Below are 20,999 nucleotides of genomic sequence, written 5' to 3' on the forward strand. Positions count from 1 at the left end.
CCCGAAGCGGCCTCTTATTGGCAGACAGCTGATATTAAGCAGCCGCCTTGTTCTGCCGATTGGCGATCAGATCATCGACAACAGCCGGATCAGCCAGCGTCGACGTATCGCCCAATGAGCCGAAATCATCCTCGGCGATCTTGCGCAGAATGCGGCGCATGATCTTGCCCGATCGGGTCTTCGGCAGCCCGGGCGAGAACTGGATCTTGTCGGGTGCCGCGATCGGGCCAATCTCGTTGCGGACATGCTTGATCAGCTGCTGGCGAAGTTCGTCCGAACCCTCGTTGCCGGCCATCAGCGTCACATAGCAATAGATGCCCTGACCCTTGATCGCATGCGGATAGCCGACGACCGCGGCCTCCGACACGAGGCTGTGCGACACCAGCGCCGATTCGACCTCGGCCGTGCCGAGCCGATGGCCGGAGACATTAAGCACGTCATCGACGCGACCGGTAATCCAGTAATAACCGTCCTCGTCCCGCCGGCAGCCGTCGCCGGTGAAATACTTGCCCTTGTAGGTCGAAAAGTAGGTCTGGATGAAGCGCTCGTGGTCGCCGTAGACCGTGCGCATCTGCCCCGGCCAGCTATCGGTGATGCAGAGATTTCCGTCCGCCGCACCCTCGAGCACGTTGCCTTCATTGTCCACCAGCTGCGGCTTCACGCCGAAGAACGGCTTGGTTGCCGATCCCGGCTTCAGGTCGGTTGCGCCAGGCAGCGGCGTGATCATGTGGCCGCCCGTCTCCGTCTGCCACCAGGTGTCGATGACCGGGCAACGCTTGTCGCCGACGACGTTATAGTACCATTCCCAGGCTTCGGGATTGATGGGCTCGCCCACGGTGCCGAGCAGACGCAGGCTGGACCGCGACGAGCGCGTCACGAAATGATCGCCGGCGCCCATCAGCGAACGGATGGCCGTCGGCGCTGTATAGAAGATGTTGACCTTGTGCTTGTCGATAACCTCCCAGAAGCGTCCCTGATCCGGAAAGTTGGGAACACCCTCGAACATCAGCGTCGTCGCGCAGTTCGCAAGCGGGCCATAGACGATATAGGAGTGGCCGGTGACCCAGCCGACGTCGGCCGTGCACCAGTAGATATCGCCTGGGTGATAGTCGAACACATATTCATGCGTCATCGCCGCGTAGACGAGGTAGCCGCCGGTGGTGTGCAGCACACCCTTCGGCTTGCCCGTCGAACCCGACGTGTAGAGAATGAAAAGCGGATCCTCAGCCTTCATCTTGGCGGGCGGGCACTCCGGCTTCACCGTCGCCATTTCCTGGTGATACCAGAGGTCGCGGCCCGGAGCCCACCCCGTCTTACCGCCGGTGCGGCGAACCACCAGCACCTTCTCCACGATCACATGCTGGCGTGCTGCAATATGGATCGCCGTGTCGGTGTTTTCCTTGAGCGGAACCGGCTTGCCGCCGCGCACGCCCTCATCGCAGGTGATGACGAAGGTTGATTCGCAGTCGACGATCCGGCCCGCCAGCGCTTCCGGCGAAAAGCCGCCGAAGACGATGGAATGCACGGCGCCGATACGGGCACAGGCAAGCATCGCATAGGCCGCCTCGGGGATCATCGGCATGTAAATGGTGACACGATCGCCCTTCTTGACGCCATGCTTCTTCAGCACGTTCGCCATTCGGCAAACATGCTCGTAGAGTTCGTTATAGGTGATCTTCTTGTCGATGTAGGGGTTGTCGCCCTCGAAGATGATCGCGACCTGATTGCCGTTGGTCTTCAGGTGCCTGTCGATACAGTTGTAGGAGACGTTCGTCTGGCCGTCTTCGAACCACTTGATCTTCACATTGCCGGTGAAAGAAGTGTTCTTAACCTTCGTATAAGGCTTGAACCAGTCGATCCGCTTGCCATGCTTGCCCCAGAACTTATCCGGGTTTTCGACACTCTCCTCGTACCATTTCTCGTACTTGGCCTTGTCGATCAGCGCATGGTTTTGAACCGGCTTTTGCACCGGGTAGATCTTCTCCGACATCGATTTCCTCCTCACTCGGACGCCGGCGGCAGAAGCACGCCACAGGCGGTTTTGTGCATTCATAACAGGTCAGATCGACCCGGCAATTAGACAAAGGTCATTTCATTCGTGATCAATTGCAATTATGCGTCACTCCGGTTATATAGCGGCATAATTTCCCGGACATAGTGGTGACAACCCACGGACCGCGACACCGGCGCGGACGACAGAAGGACTATATCCATGGCTCAACAACTGCTTATGCCGAAGGCGACCGCTATTTGGCTCGTCGACAACACAGCTCTGTCTTTCGACCAGATCGCTCAGTTCTGCAAATTGCACCCTCTGGAAGTGAAGGCGATCGCCGACGGCGAAGCTGCGCAGGGCATTAAGGGCCTGGATCCGATCTCCACCGGTCAGCTGTCGCGCGACGAAATCGAACGCGCCGAGAAGAACCCGGCCCACAAGCTCAAGCTTTCCGAGCCGAAGGTGCGCGTTCCGGAATCCAAGCGTCGTGGCCCGCGCTACACGCCGGTCTCCAAGCGCCAGGACCGTCCGAACGCCATCCTGTGGCTGGTTCGCAATCATCCGGAACTGAAAGACGCCCAGATTTCGCGCCTCGTCGGCACGACCAAGTCGACCATCGAACAGATCCGCGAGCGCACCCACTGGAACGCCGCCAACCTGACGCCGATGGATCCAGTCACGCTCGGCCTCTGCAGCCAGATCGACCTCGACATGGAAGTCGAAAAGGCCGCCAAGGGCCGTCCGCTGCCGACCGCTGCCGAGCTCGGAGAAACGCTGCAGTCCGCGCACGAAACCGAACGCCTGGCCCCGAGCTACGAGCGTGAGGAAGAGAAGGAAATCGACGCCGACGCCGTCTTCGCGAAGCTGAAATCGCTGAAATCCTCGACGCCGGATGAGGACGAAGACGATCGCTACTAAGCGGTTGGACGGACTGAGATTAGAACCCCGCTTCGGCGGGGTTTTTTATTGCCGGTTTGCAATTGCGCGATAACGCGGATCGCAAATGTTTCCCGTGAAACATTCGAACGAACCACGAGAATAAGAGACGATGGTCAGCGGGTGCCGAAAATGGCAGACCCAACACGTACGCTGGTGGCGCCGAAGGCAACCGCTGTCTCGTAGTCACCCGACATGCCCATCGAGAGCTTCTCGACGCCGCAAGCCTTCGCCAGTTTCGCCAACAGGGCGAAATGCGGGCCCGGATTTTCATCCGCCGGCGGAATGCACATCAACCCTTCGATGGAAAGACCGAGCTCATCGCGGCAGAGCGCCACGAACGCCGCCGTGTCGTCAGGCGCAATGCCGGCCTTCTGCGGCTCAAGGCCTGTATTGACCTGCACATAGAGGCGAGGGGCCTTCGCCTGGCGCTTCATTTCATCAGCCAGCGCACGCGCGATTTTCTCGCGATCGACAGTCTCGATGACATCGAAGAGCGCGACCGCTTCACCGGCCTTGTTCGACTGCAGCGGTCCGATCAGATGAAGCTCGATACCAGCCGTCTCGCTCTTCAGCTCCGGCCACTTGCCCTGGCTCTCCTGCACGCGGTTTTCACCGAACGCGCGCTGACCAGCCTCGATGGCGGGGCGGATCTGATCCGCATCGAATGTCTTGGACACGGCCACGAGCTGCACCGAGCCTTCCGCTCTTCCCGTTTCGCGGGCCGCCGCGGCGATCCGGCCGCGAACCTCTTCCAGTCGCTCTTGAAGTTCCATGTTGCGCCTCGGTCCATCATCGAAAACAATGAAAATGCACTAAACACCCGATCTTGGCTTGCCAAGGTCCGAAGGCTCGAAATTATCGCAGCTACGCGCCGATTGGCCCCAAACCACGTCTGCAAAACTTGACGCTACGGTGGTTTCATGGTGAAGGTCACCACCAACTTCCCTTGATTTTCCGGAAATACGAATACCATGGCTACCGAACGTTATAATCCGCGCGATGCCGAGCCTCGCTGGCAGAAAAAATGGAACGAAGCGAAGGTCTTTGAGACCGACAACGCTGATCCGCGCGAGAAATACTACGTGCTGGAGATGTTCCCGTATCCGTCCGGCCGTATCCACATGGGCCACGTCCGCAACTATGCGATGGGCGACGTCGTCGCGCGCTACAAGCGCGCCCGTGGCTACAACGTGCTGCATCCCATGGGCTGGGACGCGTTCGGCATGCCGGCTGAAAACGCCGCCATGGAGCGCAACGTTCATCCCGCGGCCTGGACCTACCAGAACATCGCATCGATGAAGTCGCAGCTGAAGGCGATGGGCCTCTCGCTCGACTGGAGCCGCGAATTCGCGACCTGCGATGTCGAATACTACCAGCACCAGCAGCATATGTTCGTGGACTTCCTGGAAAAGGGTCTCGTCTACCGCAAGCAGTCGAAGGTCAATTGGGACCCGGTCGACAATACCGTTCTCGCCAACGAGCAGGTCATCGACGGTCGCGGCTGGCGCTCCGGCGCGCTTGTCGAGCAGCGTGAACTGACCCAATGGTTCTTCAAGATTACCGACTTCAGCCAGGATCTGCTGGACGCTTTGGATGGTCTCGATCAGTGGCCTGAGAAGGTCCGCCTGATGCAGAAGAACTGGATCGGCCGCTCCGAAGGCATGACGATCCGCTGGGAAATCGTCGGCGAAACAGCCCCTGCCGGCGAGACCGAGGTTATGGTCTATACCACGCGCCCGGACACCCTGTTTGGCGCGTCATTCCTCGCCATTTCCGCCGATCACCCGCTGGCCAAGGATGCGGCGGCCAAGAACGCCGAGATCGACGCCTTCTGCGAAGACGTCCGCCGTGCCGGCACGTCGCTGGCAGCACTCGAGACCGCCGAAAAGCGGGGAATCGACACGGGCATCCGTGTCCGCCATCCGCTGGACCCCTCCTGGGAGTTGCCCGTCTACATCGCCAATTTCGTGCTGATGGACTACGGCACGGGCGCCATCTTCGGCTGCCCGGCAGGCGATCAGCGCGACCTCGATTTCGCCCGCAAATACGGCCTGCCCGTCATACCTGTTGTCATGCCGCGTGACGGCGACGTCGCGACCTTCGCTGTCGGTGATACCGCCTATGATGGCGACGGCATCATGATCAACTCGCGCTTCCTGGATGGCAAGTCGACGGACGAAGCATTCAATATCGTGGCCGACCGTCTGTCGTCCGCATCGCTGGGCAATGCGCCTCAGGGCGAGCGCAAGGTCAACTTCCGCCTGCGCGACTGGGGTATTTCCCGCCAGCGCTACTGGGGCTGCCCCATCCCGGTCATCCACTGCCAGGATTGCGGTGTCGTGCCAGTGCCGAAGAAGGATCTCCCGGTCAAGCTGCCGGAGGACGTGACCTTCGATCAACCGGGCAATCCGCTCGACCGGCACCCCACCTGGCGCCACGTCGCCTGCCCGCATTGCGGCAAGGATGCTCGTCGCGAAACCGACACGATGGACACCTTCGTCGATTCCAGCTGGTACTTCACCCGCTTCACGGCGCCTTGGGAGAGCCAGCCGACGGATTTCGCGGCTGCCAACCGCTGGCTGCCCGTCGATCAATATATCGGCGGTATCGAACATGCGATCCTGCATCTGCTCTATTCGCGCTTCTTTACCCGCGCCATGCGCGAAACCGGCCATGTCGACGTGAAGGAGCCATTCAAGGGCCTGTTCACGCAGGGCATGGTGGTGCACGAGACCTATAGCCGCGGCTCCGGCATGAGCCGCGAGTGGGTCGCACCGGCCGATATCAAGATCGAGGAACTGGACGGAAAACGCCGTGCGTTCCTCCTCTCCAGCAACGAAGAGATTGCCATCGGCTCAATCGAGAAGATGTCGAAATCGAAGAAGAACGTCGTCGATCCCGATGACATCATTGCTTCCTACGGCGCCGATACGGCCCGTTTCTTCGTTCTGTCGGACTCCCCGCCCGAGCGCGATGTGATCTGGTCGGAAGCAGGCGTCGAAGGCGCCCACCGCTTCACCCAGCGCCTGTGGCGCCTGATCTCGGAAGCTGCCGAAGCTCTGAGGGATGTGTCTGCGACTCCGGCTAAGGATGGCGATGCACTTGCCATCTCCCAGCTGGCACACAAGACACTGAAGGCCGTCCAGAACGACTACGACAAGCTGTGGTTCAACAAGGCCGTTGCGCGCATCTATGAGCTCGTGAACGCCATTGCCGGCCCGCTGACGACCGTTGCAGCAGGCAAGGCCGATGCCGCCTATCGTGCCGCCGTGCGCGATGCGGCCGAAATCCTCGTCCAGCTCGTGGCGCCGATGACACCACATCTGGCCGAAGAGTGCTGGTCGGTTCTCGGTCACGACACGCTGCTCTCGCAGACGGCGTGGCCGAAGTACGACGACGCTCTTGTCGTTGAAAACGACGTCGTCCTGCCGGTGCAGATCAACGGCAAGAAGCGCGCTGAATTGACAATCTCTCGCGACGCAGATCAAACTACGGTCAGCGATGCCGCCCTTGCGTTGGAGGATGTCAAGCGCGTACTCAACGGCCAGGCGCCGAAGAAAATTATCGTGGTTCCGCAAAGGATTGTGAACATTGTCGTTTAATATCGCTTCCAGGCTGGCCAGCCGCGCAGGGATTGCCGCGGTGCTGGCAACCACGGTTCTTCTCGCCTCGTGCCAGGTTCGGCCGCTCTATTCCGAAACGTCAGGCGTTGCCGGCAAGCTGTCATCCATAGCTTTCTCCGAGGCGAATTCGCGCGTCGAGCAGGAAGTTCGCAATCGACTGATCTTCCTCGCCTCTCGCGGCGCCGGCGAACCGGACAAGGCCGATTACAAGGTCGAAATGAACGCCCGATCAAACGTCATCGATACGTTGCTGGTTGCATCCTCGGATGAGTCACGCGCGGGCCGTGCCACCGTCAGCGTCGACTACACGCTAAAGTCGAACAAGGACGGCCATGTGATCCGTGCCGGCCATCAGTCGGCAACAGCACTTGTCGATTTCCCCGCTCAGGAGTTTGCCAAGCAGCGCGCTATTCGCGACGCTGAGGACCGCGCAGCACGCCAGGTGGCTGAATTCGTGGCTGCCGATATCGCCGCGGCGCTTGGCCGCTGAGGAGCGACTAAGTGGCGGAGATAAAGTCGCATGAGTTCGAGGGATTTCTAGAAAAATCCGCCCGCCACTACCAATTATTCGTCATTTATGGCCCGGATCGCGGGCTGGTGTCTGAGCGCGCCAGCCTGCTCGCCGCCAAGACTGGTGTCGATCTAACCGACCCGTTTTCCCTGATCAAACTTGATATTGGCGACCTCCAGAAAGACCACGGACGCCTGCTCGACGAGGCAGGCGCGATCGGCCTTTTCGGTGGCCAGAAGCTTATCTGGATCCGCGGCGCTGCAAACGAGAAGTACCTCGTTGACGCCCTGCAGGTGCTTGCGCAAAGGCCTCCCGAAGCGACCTTTGTCATCATCGAGGCTGGCGATCTGAAAAAAGGCTCGCTCCTGCGCAAGACGAGCGAAGGGGCCCGGAGCGTCGCGACTATCCCATGCTACGCCGATGATGCGCGCGCGCTCAATAGCCTGATAGACGCAGAGCTCGCTGGCGCGAACCTTCGTATCACCACCGGAGCGCGCCAAGCGCTGCTGGAACTGATCGGGGGCGATCGTATAGCTTCGCGCAACGAGGTGAGAAAGCTCGCGCTTTACTGCCTCAATCTTGAGGTTATCGAGGAGCATCACGTCACGGAGATTATCGGCGATGCCAGCGCCATATCCGTCGACGATGCCGTCGATGCGATCCTGACCGGAAATTCCGGGAACTTCCTGCATGCCATGCAGAAGATCACGGCTTCAAAGACCTCCGTCTTCCTGGTCATACAGGCATGCCTGCGGCAGTTTCAATTGATGGATGCCATGCGGGCCGAGATGGAAGAGAAGCGCACGCCAGCGTCCCAGGTCATGCAGACGCTCGGGCGCCACCTTCATTTCAAGCGCAAGCCAATCATCGAGCAAGCGCTTAGAACATGGTCTGCAGACGCGCTGGCTCGTGAAACAAGCCGCTTGCAAGCCGCCATCCTGCAAACCCGGCGCCGCGCCTCGCTAGAGGACACGATCGCCATGCAGACGCTTTTATCCACCACGCTTCAGTCCGGCCGAAAATAGGCCGGATCAGCGCCGCTCCAGAAGTCGGCAGATTTCTTCTAATTGATCCAATGACTTATAAGAAATCCGGATCTGCCCGCCATTCGCCTTGTGATTGATGACGACGTCCAATCCAAGCGTATCGGAGAGGGTACGCTCAAGCGCGATCGTATCGGAATCCTTCTGATCCCGCGGATTGACTGCTGGCTTCGGCTCCGATTGCGCCTTGATGTCGTTCTGCGCAAGCCGCTCCGCGTCGCGCACTGACATGCCCTTGGAAACAATCGTGCGAGCCAGGACGGTTGGGTCCGACGTGGAAACCAGCGCGCGCGCATGGCCTGCAGACAGACTGCCAGCGGCGAGCAAGTCGCGAACAGGCTCCGGCAACTTCAGAAGCCGCAGCGAATTGGCGACGTGGCTGCGGCTCTTGCCGATGATTTCGCCGAGATCGTTCTGCGTGTAGCCGTAGTCCGCGATCAACTGCTCGTAGCCAAGCGCTTCTTCCAATGCATTCAGGTCGGATCGTTGAACGTTCTCGACGATCGCGATCTCAAGTGCGGTCTTGTCATCCACATCACGAACGATGACAGGAATCTCAACCAGGCCCGCCAGCTGTGCTGCGCGCCAACGTCTTTCGCCGGCTATGATTTCATACTGACTGGTCGAAAGTGTACGTACAACAACCGGCTGCACAATACCATGCTGGCGGATGGAGCTTGCAAGATCATGAAGCTCGCCGTCATCGAAGAAGCGACGCGGGTTGCGCGGGTTGCGCGTGATGAACTCGATCGGCACCAAACGATCGGCGCTCACTGCGCGCTGACTTGCGTCAACAGGCGCCGGCTGATCCATTTCGCCAATTAGCGCCGCGAGGCCGCGTCCCAGTCTTCTCTTCGAGACATCATCGTTCATGTCGGTACTCACCACTTATTCAAGAGCTTGTTCAGGCAGCCAGACGCTGGCGTTCACGCTGAATGACTTCGGAAGCCAACTGCAGATAGGCCTGGCTTCCAGCACATTTGAGATCGTAGAGAATGGCAGGCTTGCCGTAGGATGGCGCCTCAGACACCCGCACGTTCCGCGGGATTAACGTATGGTAAACCTTTTCTCCGAGATGGGTGCGCACATCGTTCACGACCTGCTGTGCCAGATTGTTTCTCGAATCGAACATCGTCAGCACGATACCCTGGATATCGAGCTGCGGGTTCACGCTCCTGCGAACCTGGTCAACGGTCTCCAGCAACTGGCTCAACCCCTCAAGCGCGAAGAATTCGCACTGCAGGGGAACCAACACCGAATGTGCGGCCGCCATTGCATTCATGGTCAAGAGATTGAAGGACGGCGGGCAATCGACAAGGATATAGGAAAACTGAAATGCATCGCGCTCGGCAAGCGCCTTCTTCAGCTTGAAGACGCGATCACTCTGCTGCGCGATCTCCATCTCGATACCCAGCAGGTCCATGGTGGATGGAACGATGAAGAGGTTTGGCACAGCCGTCTCTTGTACCACCTCAAGAATACCGTGGTCGCCGATCAGAAGATCGTAGGAAGACCGGCTACGGCTCTTGCGATCGATACCCAAACCGGTGCTTGCGTTACCCTGGGGATCAAGATCTACGATAAGAACGCGCTCGCCGATCGCCGCTAGCGCGGTTGCCAGATTGATAGCTGTCGTCGTCTTGCCGACGCCACCCTTCTGATTTGCGATCGTGATAATCCGATTCCGTCCAGCAACCATTGTCGCAACGCCCGATTTGTTAGACCAAATGCCGTAAATTGGAAATTTCGAGAACGACTGAGTCCATCTCGACGGCACTCTTGTGTTCTACCAGATCAAATGCCCAGCGACCATGCGCATTTGCCACCTCTGATCGGTAATCCCGGCCTTTGTGGAAATACGCGCGGATTTTTTCGTTACGGATTGCGAATGGATAGACGAACTCCAGAAGTTTATCCAGGTCCGCAAGCGCCCTGGCCGACACGAAGTCGCAGGCTGGCAGGTCCGCGATCGCATCCTCGATCCGCACTGGATGCACGGAACCACGGGCGCCCGTTTCCCTCAGCGCCGTGCGCAAGAAGGCAGCCTTCTTGTTGTTGCTCTCAACCAGATGCACCCAGCCGTCATTGAGCTCCGCGAGGAAGATTGCTGTTACCACGCCGGGAAAACCGCCGCCGCTACCGAGATCCACCCAGTTTCCCGCGTGCGGCTGAAGCTGGAAGATTTGAGCGCTATCTGCGATGTGCCTCTCCCACGCGTCCTTGAGAGTGGAAGGCGCGGAGAGGTTGATAGCCTTGCTCCATTTCTGAAATAGACCCACAAAATGCTCAAGTCGTTCCTGTGTTTCACGTGAAACACGCCGGCCGTTCAATTCCATATGAGGACTCTCAAATAGTGTAGGTTGCAGTCTATGCCGCCACTTCGCCACGCCGCAGATGCACGAGCAAAAGCGAAATTGCCGCCGGCGTCATCCCATCAATTCGCGAAGCCTGCGCGACGTCATAGGGGCGAACTTTCGCCAGCTTCTGCTTAAGCTCGTTGGACAGGCCGGACAAGCGATCAAAGTCAAAATCCGCAGGGATAAGCCGCTCTTCATCCCGCTTGATATGGGTTACATCGGCCTGCTGCCGGTCCATATAGACCGCATAGTTTGCCTCGATCTCAAGCGCAGCACCCGCCTTGGAATCGATCGCAACCAACTCCGGCCATACCGGCCGAAGTGTCTCAAGATCGAAATCAGGGAACGCCAGCAACTCATAAGCCGTCCGGCGTTGGCCGTCGAGGTTGAGCTTAAGCCCAAATCGACGCGCCTCGGTTGGCGTGACCGAAAGTGACGTCAAAAGTGCTCGGCCTGTTTCGATCGCCGACGCATACTGTTCAAACCGATCAGAGCGCGCGCGCGACGCAATCCCCAGCGACATCGCAAGCGGAGTGAGGCGAACATCGGCATTGTCTGCGCGGAGTGAAAGACGGTACTCGGCTCTCGACGTAAACATACGGTACGGCTCGGCCACGCCGCGCGACGTTAGATCATCGATCATCACGCCAATGTAGGAATCGGTACGGCTGAAACGCACCGCGTCTTGTTGGCCAGCCAGACGCGCTGCATTGAGTCCGGCAACCAACCCTTGCGCGGCGGCCTCCTCGTATCCGGTCGTGCCATTGATCTGCCCCGCCAGGAACAATCCAGGCTGCTTCTTCACTTCGAGCGAAGGCTTGAGCTCTCGCGGATCGACGTGGTCGTATTCAATCGCATAGCCTGGTTGCAGGATAGCGACTTGCTCCAGGCCCGGTATCGTACGAATAAAAGCGTCCTGAACCTCGGCGGGAAGCGATGTCGATATCCCGTTGGGATAGACGGTGTCATCATCGAGACCTTCAGGCTCCAGAAACACCTGGTGGCCATCTCTCTCGCCGAACTTGACCAGCTTATCCTCGATCGAGGGGCAATAGCGCGGGCCGACGCCTTCAATCTGGCCGGAATACATTGCCGACCGCTTCAGATTATCGACGATGATGCGATGTGTCGCTTCCGTCGTCCGCGTAACGCCGCAGTCGATCTGCGGGTTAGCGATGTGATCGGTCATGAAAGAGAAGGGGACCGCGTCGTCATCGGCGCCCTGCCGGCCAACGCCCGCCCAGTCGATGGTCTTTCCGTCCAGTCGAGCGGGAGTGCCGGTCTTCAAACGGCCGAGTTGCAATCCCATGCCTAAAAGGGTCTTCGAAAGCCCCATCGACGGCTCTTCGCCGACACGGCCCGCCGGAATCTTCGTGTCACCGATATGGATGAGGCCGCGCAAGAACGTGCCGGTCGTCAAGACGACGGCACCGGAATCCAGAATCCGGCTATCTTTCATAATAACGCCAGAAACGCGGCCATCCTTGATCGACAGATCGAAGGCATCGCCCTCGATAATCGTCAGATTGGGGATCGAAGATATCTCGGCATGCATCGCCTGGCGATAGAGCTTTCGATCTGCCTGCGTGCGAGGGCCGCGTACGGCCGGACCCTTCTTGCGATTGAGCATACGAAACTGGATGCCGCCGGCATCAGCCACGCGCCCCATCAGTCCGTCCAACGCATCTATCTCGCGAACCAGATGACCCTTCCCGAGACCACCGATTGCAGGATTGCACGACATGACGCCAATCGTGTCGCGCTTATGCGTCACGAGCGCGGTCTTGGCGCCAGCGCGCGCGGCCGCGGAAGCGGCTTCGCATCCAGCGTGCCCGCCACCAATGACGATGACATCGTACCGTGAGGTATTCATAACAATGCTCCTGAGATCGCTCGGTGATGCGGCAAGCCGCCCCGCGAGTCAAGACGTTTCACGTGAAACCACGCTTTTCGGCGTCGTCGCAGTGTTTCACGTGAATCATTTCCCAATGCAGAATTCACCAAAGATGACATCGAGCAGATTCTCGACATCGACCCGGCCTGTGATGCGGCCAAGCGCGCCACCGGCCATGCGGAGCTCCTCCGCTCTAATGTCCAGGTCAATATGCTCGTTAGCGATGGCTCGCTCGATAGCTGCAATACATTCCGCTAACGAATCGTTGTGGCGCGTGCGGGTAGGGATAGCAAGCGAATGCGGAGGTACCATCTCGCGCAACCGATCTCCGATCGCCTGTCGCAACTGGTCCAAGCCGGCGCCGGTTTCCACAGAGATCCTCACATCGTATGGATTCGATGAGATGCTGGGCAAATCCGCCTTCGTTCCAACGCGCAACGCGGATGACGGAGCAGTGCTGTCCTCCGGCGAGACGGACATGTCCTCTATATAGATAACGAGATCCGCGGCCTCCATTGCGGTGCGTGCGCGCCGAATGCCCTCCCGTTCGACGACCTCTTCTGTCTCACGCAATCCCGCAGTATCGAAGAGCTTGACGAGAAATCCATCGATATCGAGGTCGGTGGATAGTACATCGCGCGTTGTTCCGGCGATATCCGTAACGATCGCAATGTCGCGCCTCACAAGCGCATTCATCAGGCTCGATTTCCCCGCATTTGGCAGACCGGCAATAACAACCTTAAAGCCGTCTCTGATAATCTCGCCTGTCTTCGCCATACCAAGGTGCTGATGGATCTCGTTGGCAAGCTCAGTCATGTCTGACCAGACCTGGTCCGACACGGAACCTGGGACATCGTCCTCGTCGGGAAAATCAAGTTCAGCCTCGATCAACGCACGCCCGCGCGTCAATCGCTGTGCCCAAGCTTCATAGACGGCCGAGAGTCCGCCGGAGCTCTGTTCAAGAGCGAGGCGACGCTGCATCTCTGTCTCTGCGGAGATCAAATCCGCAAGGCCTTCGATCTCCAGCAGGTCAAGCTTCCCGTTTTCGAACGCGCGTCGGGAAAACTCGCCGGCCAAGGCCTGTCGCAACCCATCAAACGAGTTCAGCTCCCGGTAAACCGCACTTACGACAGCGCGGCCGCCATGCAGGTGAAACTCCACGACGTCTTCACCAGTAAAGGAGTTAGGTCCCGGGAAGAACAGCACGAGGCCATTGTCCAGCACCTCACCGTTACGGGTTCGAATCGTTCGCAACGTGGTGGTGCGGGCAGGGACGGTGCCCGAGACCATGCTGGCCATCACATCCCGAACACTTGGCCCGCTTATGCGGATCACGGCTAGGCCGGCGGGAACGGCGCCGCTGGAAAGCGCATAGATCGTCTCTGTGAATTCCGCCACGGACACACTCCAATTGATACGATACCGAATCGATCTGTCATCCGCCTGAGTGAGTGTCGTCGGTCTACTTCAGTCAGGCTCATAGAAACAGAAAAGCCGGCCAATATAGCGGCCGGCTTTGCTTGATTGAATCCGGCTAAGGATAAATCAGGTGTTCATCGATTCGAAGAAATCCGAATTGCTCTTCGTCTGCTTCAGCTTGTCGATGAGGAACTCGATCGCATCGGTCGTGCCCATCGGCGCCAGGATACGGCGGAGAACGAAGATCTTCTGCAGATCCTGGCGTGGAACAAGCAGGTCTTCCTTACGCGTACCGGACTTGAGAATGTCCATCGACGGGAAGATGCGCTTGTCGGCGACCTTGCGGTCGAGAACGATTTCCGAGTTACCGGTACCCTTGAATTCTTCGAAGATGACTTCGTCCATACGGCTACCCGTATCGATCAGCGCAGTCGCGATAATGGTGAGCGATCCACCTTCTTCGATGTTACGCGCAGCACCGAAGAAGCGCTTCGGGCGCTGCAGTGCGTTGGCATCGACACCACCGGTCAGAACTTTACCGGAAGAGGGAACGACAGTGTTGTAGGCGCGGCCGAGACGCGTGATCGAATCGAGAAGGATCACAACGTCGCGACCATGTTCGACCAAGCGCTTTGCCTTCTCGATCACCATCTCGGCGACCTGCACGTGGCGGGTTGCCGGCTCGTCGAAGGTCGAGGAAACGACTTCGCCCTTCACCGAACGCTGCATGTCCGTCACTTCTTCGGGACGCTCGTCGATCAGGAGAACGATGAGATAGCATTCCGGGTGATTGGCGGTGATCGAGTGTGCGATGTTCTGCAAGAGAACCGTCTTACCCGTGCGCGGCGGCGCGACGATCAGACCACGCTGGCCCTTACCAAGCGGCGCGACGAGATCGATGACGCGCGAAGAGAGATCCTTGTTGGTGGGGATCTCGAGTTCCATCTTGAAGCGCTCGTTCGGATAGAGCGGCGTCAGATTGTCGAAGTGAACCTTGTGACGGATCTTTTCCGGATCGTCGAAATTGATCGTGTTGACCTTCAGCAGCGCGAAGTAGCGCTCGCCTTCTTTCGGTCCGCGGATGGGGCCTTCAACCGTATCGCCAGTCTTCAGCGAGAAGCGGCGGATCTGGGACGGGGAGATGTAGATGTCGTCTGGACCGGGGAGGTAGTTGGCGTTGGCGGACCGCAGAAAGCCGAAGCCGTCCTGCAGAACTTCGACCACGCCTTCGCCGATAATCTCGACGTCCTGGCTGGCAAGAACCTTGAGTATTGCGAACATCAGCTCCTGCTTGCGCATCGTGCTGGCGTTCTCGACCTCGAGCGATTCGGCAAATGCCAGAAGATCGGTCGGGGATTTACTCTTAAGTTCCTGAAGCTTCATTTCAGACATGAAGTGTCCATTACTCTATAATTTTGAGGGGAAAGGCGATGTCGAGACAGTAACCGGTCCTGCGAGGAGCCCGCAGACGATCGAACTTTACATACATGCCACAAGGATGAGGTGGACGGAAAATAGCGAGTCAGCTCCCCCGCCGCAAGGGGGCTGCTTAAAATGAAGCAAATTTAACCCGTCAGCCGGCTGCGTCAAAATGGCTTGACGACGACAAGGATGACGATCGCAATCATCAAAACGGTCGGCGCCTCGTTCATGAAGCGCCAGTATCGCGCCGAACGCCGGTTCTCGTCACGCTCGAATGCCTTTGCCGCACGGCTGAAAAACACGTGCACGGCGGTCAACAGAACGACAAGCCCGATCTTCGCGTGCAGCCATCCGCCCTGGAAGCCATAAACCGACCACGAGAGATACAGCCCGAAGATCCAGGTCAGCATCATCGCCGGGTTCATGATCACCTTCAGTAGACGGCGTTCCATGACCTTGAAGGTTTCCGACTGCAGCGAGCCCGGTTCAGCATCCGTGTGGTAGATGAACAATCGCGGCATGTAGAACAGCCCGGCCATCCACGAGATCACGGCGATGATGTGAAGCGCCTTGATCCAGAGATAGAGCGTGTCGGGATTCCAGACGAAGAGACCGACGGCCAGCGCCACGAAGAACGCGATGGCGATGAAAGCGCGCCGGCGCGCATAGGAACCCGGTCTCTCGTCGATCTGGCGTTCCATGGTCAACCCCTTCCGCCGCGAACACGCTCGACAAGCAGACGAACATTTTCAGGATCGGCCTGCGGAGTAATTCCATGCCCGAGGTTGAAGATCAGCGGACCATTCCCCAATCGCTGCAGGATATCGTCGATACCCTCTTCAAGCGACGCCCCGCCCGCAACCATCCGCATCGGATCAAGGTTGCCCTGTACCGGGCCATCCTTCTGCAGCTCGGCTGCGAAATCGAGCGGGACGGACCAATCAAGGCCGATCGCATCAGCCTTCGTCTTCTGGCGATAGGTCTTCAGCAGATAGCCGGCGCCTTTCGCGAAGGCGATGATCTTGGCATTCGGGCGGCGCGCCTTGATCGAGGCAATCATCCGCGCCACCGGCTTCACAGCAAACGCCTCGAACTCACGCTCGCCGAGCACGCCGGCCCAGGAATCGAAAATCTGCACGGCATCGGCGCCGGCATCGATCTGAGCGACGAGATAATCAGCCGAAACATCTGCCAACAGCATCAGCAGCTTTTCGAAAGCCTTCGGATGACGATAGGCGAACAGACGGGCAGGGGCTTGGTCGGGCGTGCCGTGTCCGGCGATCATATAGGTCGCAACGGTCCAGGGGGCGCCACAGAAGCCGAGCAGGGTGGTTTCGGTTGGCAGATCACGCCGGAGACGTCGAACGGTCTCCAGCACCGGTTCCAGATGCTGCAGCACACGGCTGCCATCCAGACCATCGATGCCATCGACGTCAATCGGATCCATCTCGGGTCCGTGTCCCTCAGTGAAACGCACATTGCGCTTCATCGCATCGGGAATGACGAGGATGTCGGAGAATAGAATGGCAGCATCAAAGCCATAGCGCCGGATCGGCTGCAGCGTGACCTCGACTGCGTGATCCGGGGTGTAACAGAGATCGAGGAAGCTTCCAGCCTTGGCTCGTACCTCTCGATACTCCGGCAGGTATCGGCCTGCCTGCCGCATCAGCCAGATGGGGGGAGGGCTCAATGCTTCCCCGTCCAGAACCCGCATGATCTTCCGGCGCATTTCACTCAAGCGCTTCTTCCCTATAAAAAATCAAAGATATTTATAAGGTTTCTATTTCTTAGAGTCAGTGACTATCAAGGATTAAAATCCATCCACGTCCGATACCAATTGTCACTGTTTCGCGAGCTGCTCGGGAAGAAAATCGCGCATTTCGATGTCAGAAACAGGATTGGCACGAAATACGATACAATTTCAATGAGATATAGGGTTAGCTGAAATTCGCCAAGCTGTGGACAAGCTGTGGCTATCTGATGAACAGCGGCAAACTTTCCACAAAACCAACAGGCCATCTTTCTTAGCTTCCAAAGAATCCGAAATGTGGAAAACCAGGCATGTTTTCCCTTGCCTAACCCCCGGCGCGTCTCGTAGCTCTCCGTCATCCAGTGTTTTCAACAGGCAGCGGAAAATAGCGTGGAGAACCGTACGAACTTCTTCCATCTGCATCTCATTTCTGACTCGACGGGCGAAACGCTGATTTCGGCCGGCCGCGCGGCATCGGCTCAATTCAAGTCGGCGCAGCCGATCGAGCATGTCTATCCGCTGATCCGCAATCGAAAGCAGTTGCTGACAGTCCTGCAGGCGATCGATGGTGAACCGGGCATCGTGCTCTACACGATCGTGGATCGCGAGCTCGCCACGCTGATCGACGAGCGTTGCCTCGAAATGGGCGTGGCCTCGGTCAATGTTCTGGAGCCCGTTCTCAATGCGTTTCAGATTTATCTCGGCGCGCCGTCGCGTCGCCGGGTCGGCGCCCAGCATGTCATGAACGCCGGATATTTCGCGCGCATCGAAGCGCTGAACTTCACGATGGATCACGACGACGGCCAGATGCCGGATGATTATAATGACGCCGACGTCGTCATCATCGGGATCAGCCGCACGTCGAAGACGCCGACCAGCATCTATCTCGCCAATCGTGGCATCAAGACCGCCAACATTCCGATCGTCTATGGCGTTCCCCTGCCGGAAAGCCTCTTCGAAGCGACCAAGCCGCTCATCGTCTGCCTGATCGCCACCACCGATCGCATCTCCCAGGTTCGTGAAAATCGCGACCTCGGCGCGACGCCGGGCTTCGATCGCGGCGACTACACGGATCGCGCCGCCATATCGGAAGAGCTCAAATATGCCCGCTCGCTTTGCGCCCGCCACAACTGGCCGCTCATCGATGTCACCCGCCGTTCCATCGAGGAGACGGCGGCAGCAATCGTTGCCCTGCGTCCCAAGCTGCGCTAAGCGCTGCCCCTAGCCAACCGCGCCGAGAGCACAGATGATATCGAAACTCATACTCGCTTCCTCCAGCCCCTTCCGTCGCATGCTGATGGAAAACGCCGGCCTGTCCTTTAAGGCTCATCCCGCGAAGGTCGATGAGCGCGCCATCGAAGCGCCGCTCGAACGAGATGGCGCAACGCCTGACGCGATCGCGCTGGTCCTGGCCAAGGCCAAAGCCAGGGAGGTGAGTGATCGCTCACAAGGCGCAATCGTGATCGGTTCCGACCAAACCATGTCGCTGGGGCAGCGCACGTTTCATAAGCCGAAGAGCATGGAAGATGCGGCCGGCCATCTCGCCGCACTGTCCGCACAAACCCACAGGCTGAACAGCGCGGTCGCGCTCGCTTACAACGGCGACATCATCTGGGAGCATGTCTCGCGCGCCGAACTGACCATGCGTCCGCTCACCGATGATTTCATCAAGCGGCATCTGAAGCGGGTCGGCGAGCGTGCGTTGAGCAGCGTCGGAGCCTACCAGCTCGAAGGGGAGGGACTGCAGCTCTTCTCGAAAATCGATGGCGACTACTTCACCATCTTGGGGCTGCCGATGCTGCCGCTCCTGGAAAAACTGAGAGAATTGGGTGCGATCGATGGATGATTCACGTGAAACAATCGGCCCGCGCGCCTTCGTCACCGGCTTTCCCGTCAAGCATTCGCGCTCGCCGATCATCCACGGATATTGGCTGAAGTCGCTGTCGCTCGACGGAAGCTACCGCACCCATGAAGTCGCGCCGGACGATTTTCCAACTTTCATCCTATCCTTGAAATCAGGCGCCTCTGGTTTTGTCGGCGGCAACGTCACGATCCCTCACAAGGAGATGGCATTCAAGCTGGCTGATGAGCCGGATGATCTCTCGCGCGAGCTTGGTGCATCCAACACGCTCTGGCTCGAGGACGGCAAGCTGAAGGCCACGAACACTGATGGCCGTGGCTTCACCGCAAATCTGGATGAACGCCATCCCGGCTGGGACAAGGTGCGGTCGGCGGTCATCCTCGGCGCGGGTGGCGCCAGCCGTGCCGTCATCCAGGCCGTTCGCGATCGTGGGATCAGGGAAATCCATCTCGTCAACCGCACCGTCGCCCGCGCAGTTGAGCTCGCGGATCGCTTTGGAGAAGCGGTGCACCCGCATCCGATGGCGGCTCTGTCCGAAGTGATGAAAGGCGCCGGCCTCTTTATCAACACCACGTCGCTGGGCATGGAAGGTGAGATCGCGCCCGATATCGATTTCTCTCCGTTGCAGTCAGACGCCGTTGTCACCGACATCGTCTACGTGCCGCTAAAGACGCCTATTCTCGCGCAGGCTGAGGAACAGGGTTTCGCGACGGTCGATGGTTTGGGTATGTTGCTGCACCAGGCCGTACCCGGTTTCGAGGAATGGTTCGGCAAGCGGCCGGTCGTCGATGAGACGCTTCGCGCTTTGATCATCGCGGATATGGAAAAGCATTGATGCTGAAAATCGGACTGACCGGCTCGATCGGGATGGGCAAATCGACCACGGCAAAGCTGTTTGCCGATGCCGGTCTGCCGGTCAATGATGCCGACGCGGTCGTCCATGATCTTTATGCGGGGGCCGCGGCGCCCCTGATCGAGGCGGCTTTTCCAGGTTCGGTGAAAAATGGCACGGTGGATCGCCAGGAGTTGGGCCGGCAGCTTGCGTTGCGTCCCGAAGGCTTCAAGCAGCTGGAGCAGATCGTTCATCCTCTGGTCCGCGAGCGCGAAGCAATGTTTCTCGACGAGCAGCGTGGAAAAGGCACACAGATGGTGCTTCTCGACATACCGCTGCTTTTCGAGAGCGGAGGTGCGGATCGCGTCGATGTCATCGTCGTCGTCAGCTGTGATCCACAGATTCAGCGTGAGCGGGTACTTGCGCGTCCGAACATGACGGAAGAGAAATTCAATATGATTCTCTCGCGCCAGACCCCCGATGCTGAAAAACGCCGGCGCGCGGATTACGTGGTCGATACCGGTCACGGCATCGATCAGGCGAGGGAGCAGGTCGGTGTCATCATCGCGGACCTGAAACAGCGGATAGCGAACGGAGATTTCCCGAATGCGTGAAATCATTTTCGATACGGAAACCACCGGGCTTGATAACCGCACCGATCGTATTATCGAAATTGGCGGCATCGAACTCTTCAATCACTTTCCGACCGGAAAGACGCTGCACATCTATATCAATCCCGGTGACCAGAAGGTCCATCCGGACGCGCTCGCCGTTCACGGGATCACCGATGAGTTCCTGAAGGACAAGCAGCCCTTCGCGGCCGTGGCGCAGGAGATTCTCGATTTCTTCGGCGAAGGTAAGTGGATCGCCCACAACGCCACCTTCGACATGGGCTTCATCAATGCCGAACTGGCGCGGCTATCGCTGCCGCCTATCTCTCCCGAAAATGTGATCGACACGCTGTCGATGGCCCGGCGCAAGAATCCGATGGGCCCGAACTCGCTCGATGCGCTCTGCCGTCGCTACGGGATCGATAACTCCCATCGCGCCAAGCACGGCGCCTTGCTCGACTCTGAACTGCTTGCCGAAGTCTATATCGAGATGATCGGTGGCCGCCAGACCGCGCTTGGTCTCGGTATGGCGCAAAACAACGGCGCCTCGGAACGCAACGACAGCGATGACGATATTGTCTTGGTCGCGCTGGAGCGACCACGACCGCTGGCGCCGCGCCTCAGCGAAAACGAAGCCGAGCAGCATGATGCGCTGATTGCCAAGCTCGGCCAGAAGGGCATCTGGGCCAAATACGATCGCCCAAACTAAAATGCCCGGGCGCTGGCCCGGGCATCTCGGTG

General features: G+C 58.8%; 19 protein-coding genes. 9 read left to right on the forward strand and 10 right to left on the reverse strand.

Translation table 11 applies throughout. The features are described from left to right. Nucleotides 1–34 precede the first annotated feature (34 nt). Nucleotides 35–1,990, reverse strand: coding sequence for an acetate--CoA ligase (acs, locus tag ACODTZ_RS19585; RefSeq protein WP_112980303.1), 1,956 nt, complete (start codon nt 1,988–1,990; stop codon nt 35–37). 222 nt (nt 1,991–2,212) lie between these two features. Here acs and ACODTZ_RS19590 point away from each other — a divergent pair, with 222 nt between their 5' ends. Continuing rightward, complete coding sequence (locus ACODTZ_RS19590; RefSeq protein WP_026283466.1) at nt 2,213–2,914, forward strand: DUF1013 domain-containing protein; 702 nt, start codon at nt 2,213–2,215, stop codon at nt 2,912–2,914. A gap of 134 nt (nt 2,915–3,048) precedes the next feature. Here the strand turns inward: ACODTZ_RS19590 and ACODTZ_RS19595 are convergent, their stop codons facing one another. After that, nucleotides 3,049–3,708 carry a YggS family pyridoxal phosphate-dependent enzyme gene (locus ACODTZ_RS19595; RefSeq protein ID WP_489027359.1) on the reverse strand — a complete coding sequence of 220 codons (660 nt, stop codon included), beginning with the start codon at nt 3,706–3,708 and terminating at the stop codon, nt 3,049–3,051. 198 nt (nt 3,709–3,906) lie between these two features. Here ACODTZ_RS19595 and leuS point away from each other — a divergent pair, with 198 nt between their 5' ends. The 3 genes from leuS to holA are packed head-to-tail and all read left to right on the forward strand — an operon-like array spanning nt 3,907 to nt 8,094. Next, nucleotides 3,907–6,537: a leucine--tRNA ligase gene (gene leuS / locus ACODTZ_RS19600; RefSeq protein WP_489027361.1), complete on the forward strand. Its 2,631-nt coding sequence runs from the start codon at nt 3,907–3,909 to the stop codon at nt 6,535–6,537. Beyond that, on the forward strand, nt 6,527–7,048 hold the full coding sequence (gene lptE, locus ACODTZ_RS19605) for an LPS assembly lipoprotein LptE (RefSeq protein ID WP_047509109.1): 522 nt from the start codon (nt 6,527–6,529) through the stop codon (nt 7,046–7,048). Before leuS ends, lptE begins: the two co-directional genes overlap by 11 nt. Nucleotides 7,049–7,059: 11 nt before the next feature. Further along, nucleotides 7,060–8,094 (forward strand): DNA polymerase III subunit delta, encoded by a 1,035-nt coding sequence (holA, locus tag ACODTZ_RS19610; RefSeq protein ID WP_489027363.1) that lies wholly within the window; start codon nt 7,060–7,062, stop codon nt 8,092–8,094. A 6-nt stretch (nt 8,095–8,100) separates the two neighbouring features. On the opposite strand, the gene ACODTZ_RS19615 is transcribed toward holA, so the two are convergent. From ACODTZ_RS19615 to hemE, 8 genes are all read right to left on the reverse strand, one after another. Further along, nucleotides 8,101–8,985: a ParB/RepB/Spo0J family partition protein gene (locus tag ACODTZ_RS19615; protein WP_018901110.1), complete on the reverse strand. Its 885-nt coding sequence runs from the start codon at nt 8,983–8,985 to the stop codon at nt 8,101–8,103. Nucleotides 8,986–9,016: 31 nt separating this feature from the next. Beyond that, nucleotides 9,017–9,811 carry a ParA family protein gene (locus tag ACODTZ_RS19620; RefSeq protein WP_113199342.1) on the reverse strand — a complete coding sequence of 265 codons (795 nt, stop codon included), beginning with the start codon at nt 9,809–9,811 and terminating at the stop codon, nt 9,017–9,019. 19 nt (nt 9,812–9,830) lie between these two features. Continuing rightward, nucleotides 9,831–10,448, reverse strand: a complete 618-nt coding sequence (gene rsmG, locus ACODTZ_RS19625; protein WP_489027366.1) for a 16S rRNA (guanine(527)-N(7))-methyltransferase RsmG — start codon at nt 10,446–10,448, stop codon at nt 9,831–9,833. Nucleotides 10,449–10,479: 31 nt separating this feature from the next. After that, the gene (mnmG, locus tag ACODTZ_RS19630) at nt 10,480–12,342 is read right to left on the reverse strand and encodes a tRNA uridine-5-carboxymethylaminomethyl(34) synthesis enzyme MnmG (protein ID WP_489027368.1); all 1,863 of its coding nucleotides are present in this window, start codon (nt 12,340–12,342) and stop codon (nt 10,480–10,482) included. A gap of 105 nt (nt 12,343–12,447) precedes the next feature. Beyond that, the gene (gene mnmE, locus ACODTZ_RS19635; protein WP_489027370.1) at nt 12,448–13,761 is read right to left on the reverse strand and encodes a tRNA uridine-5-carboxymethylaminomethyl(34) synthesis GTPase MnmE; all 1,314 of its coding nucleotides are present in this window, start codon (nt 13,759–13,761) and stop codon (nt 12,448–12,450) included. A gap of 147 nt (nt 13,762–13,908) precedes the next feature. Then, entirely contained in the window at nt 13,909–15,174 is a 1,266-nt protein-coding gene (gene rho, locus ACODTZ_RS19640; protein WP_018901115.1) for a transcription termination factor Rho, read from the reverse strand. A 194-nt stretch (nt 15,175–15,368) separates the two neighbouring features. Beyond that, on the reverse strand, nt 15,369–15,905 hold the full coding sequence (gene hemJ, locus ACODTZ_RS19645) for a protoporphyrinogen oxidase HemJ (protein WP_489027372.1): 537 nt from the start codon (nt 15,903–15,905) through the stop codon (nt 15,369–15,371). Nucleotides 15,906–15,907: 2 nt separating this feature from the next. After that, on the reverse strand, nt 15,908–16,942 hold the full coding sequence (gene hemE / locus ACODTZ_RS19650; protein WP_489027374.1) for a uroporphyrinogen decarboxylase: 1,035 nt from the start codon (nt 16,940–16,942) through the stop codon (nt 15,908–15,910). A gap of 402 nt (nt 16,943–17,344) precedes the next feature. Between hemE and ACODTZ_RS19655 the strand changes: the two genes are divergently transcribed. From ACODTZ_RS19655 to dnaQ, 5 genes are read left to right on the forward strand one after another with little or no spacing between them, the layout of a single operon-like run. Next, complete coding sequence (locus ACODTZ_RS19655; protein ID WP_047509125.1) at nt 17,345–18,166, forward strand: pyruvate, water dikinase regulatory protein; 822 nt, start codon at nt 17,345–17,347, stop codon at nt 18,164–18,166. Nucleotides 18,167–18,200: 34 nt separating this feature from the next. After that, the gene (locus tag ACODTZ_RS19660) at nt 18,201–18,800 is read left to right on the forward strand and encodes a Maf-like protein (RefSeq protein ID WP_489027376.1); all 600 of its coding nucleotides are present in this window, start codon (nt 18,201–18,203) and stop codon (nt 18,798–18,800) included. Beyond that, nucleotides 18,793–19,650, forward strand: a complete 858-nt coding sequence (locus ACODTZ_RS19665) for a shikimate dehydrogenase (RefSeq protein WP_489027377.1) — start codon at nt 18,793–18,795, stop codon at nt 19,648–19,650. The genes ACODTZ_RS19660 and ACODTZ_RS19665 overlap by 8 nt, the downstream gene beginning before the upstream one ends. Then, nucleotides 19,650–20,261 carry a dephospho-CoA kinase gene (gene coaE, locus ACODTZ_RS19670; RefSeq protein ID WP_489027379.1) on the forward strand — a complete coding sequence of 204 codons (612 nt, stop codon included), beginning with the start codon at nt 19,650–19,652 and terminating at the stop codon, nt 20,259–20,261. The genes ACODTZ_RS19665 and coaE overlap by 1 nt, the downstream gene beginning before the upstream one ends. Further along, nucleotides 20,254–20,967 (forward strand): DNA polymerase III subunit epsilon, encoded by a 714-nt coding sequence (gene dnaQ, locus ACODTZ_RS19675; protein ID WP_489027381.1) that lies wholly within the window; start codon nt 20,254–20,256, stop codon nt 20,965–20,967. Before coaE ends, dnaQ begins: the two co-directional genes overlap by 8 nt. The last annotated feature ends 32 nt before the right edge of the window (nt 20,968–20,999 follow it).

Source organism: Rhizobium sp. FG113, assembly GCF_057809895.1.

What these genes read in the sequence shown, in the direction of transcription:
- rsmG (WP_489027366.1), bottom strand. Translation starts at nt 10,448, where the DNA reads ATGGAATTGAACGGCCGGCGTGTTTCACGTGAAACACAGGAACGACTT.
- ACODTZ_RS19615 (WP_018901110.1), bottom strand. Translation starts at nt 8,985, where the DNA reads ATGAACGATGATGTCTCGAAGAGAAGACTGGGACGCGGCCTCGCGGCG.
- rho (WP_018901115.1), bottom strand. Translation starts at nt 15,174, where the DNA reads ATGTCTGAAATGAAGCTTCAGGAACTTAAGAGTAAATCCCCGACCGAT.
- ACODTZ_RS19620 (WP_113199342.1), bottom strand. Translation starts at nt 9,811, where the DNA reads ATGGTTGCTGGACGGAATCGGATTATCACGATCGCAAATCAGAAGGGT.
- coaE (WP_489027379.1), top strand. Translation starts at nt 19,650, where the DNA reads ATGCTGAAAATCGGACTGACCGGCTCGATCGGGATGGGCAAATCGACC.
- ACODTZ_RS19660 (WP_489027376.1), top strand. Translation starts at nt 18,201, where the DNA reads ATGATATCGAAACTCATACTCGCTTCCTCCAGCCCCTTCCGTCGCATG.
- ACODTZ_RS19595 (WP_489027359.1), bottom strand. Translation starts at nt 3,708, where the DNA reads ATGGAACTTCAAGAGCGACTGGAAGAGGTTCGCGGCCGGATCGCCGCG.
- ACODTZ_RS19665 (WP_489027377.1), top strand. Translation starts at nt 18,793, where the DNA reads ATGGATGATTCACGTGAAACAATCGGCCCGCGCGCCTTCGTCACCGGC.
- hemJ (WP_489027372.1), bottom strand. Translation starts at nt 15,905, where the DNA reads ATGGAACGCCAGATCGACGAGAGACCGGGTTCCTATGCGCGCCGGCGC.
- ACODTZ_RS19590 (WP_026283466.1), top strand. Translation starts at nt 2,213, where the DNA reads ATGGCTCAACAACTGCTTATGCCGAAGGCGACCGCTATTTGGCTCGTC.
- dnaQ (WP_489027381.1), top strand. Translation starts at nt 20,254, where the DNA reads ATGCGTGAAATCATTTTCGATACGGAAACCACCGGGCTTGATAACCGC.
- acs (WP_112980303.1), bottom strand. Translation starts at nt 1,990, where the DNA reads ATGTCGGAGAAGATCTACCCGGTGCAAAAGCCGGTTCAAAACCATGCG.
- mnmG (WP_489027368.1), bottom strand. Translation starts at nt 12,342, where the DNA reads ATGAATACCTCACGGTACGATGTCATCGTCATTGGTGGCGGGCACGCT.
- leuS (WP_489027361.1), top strand. Translation starts at nt 3,907, where the DNA reads ATGGCTACCGAACGTTATAATCCGCGCGATGCCGAGCCTCGCTGGCAG.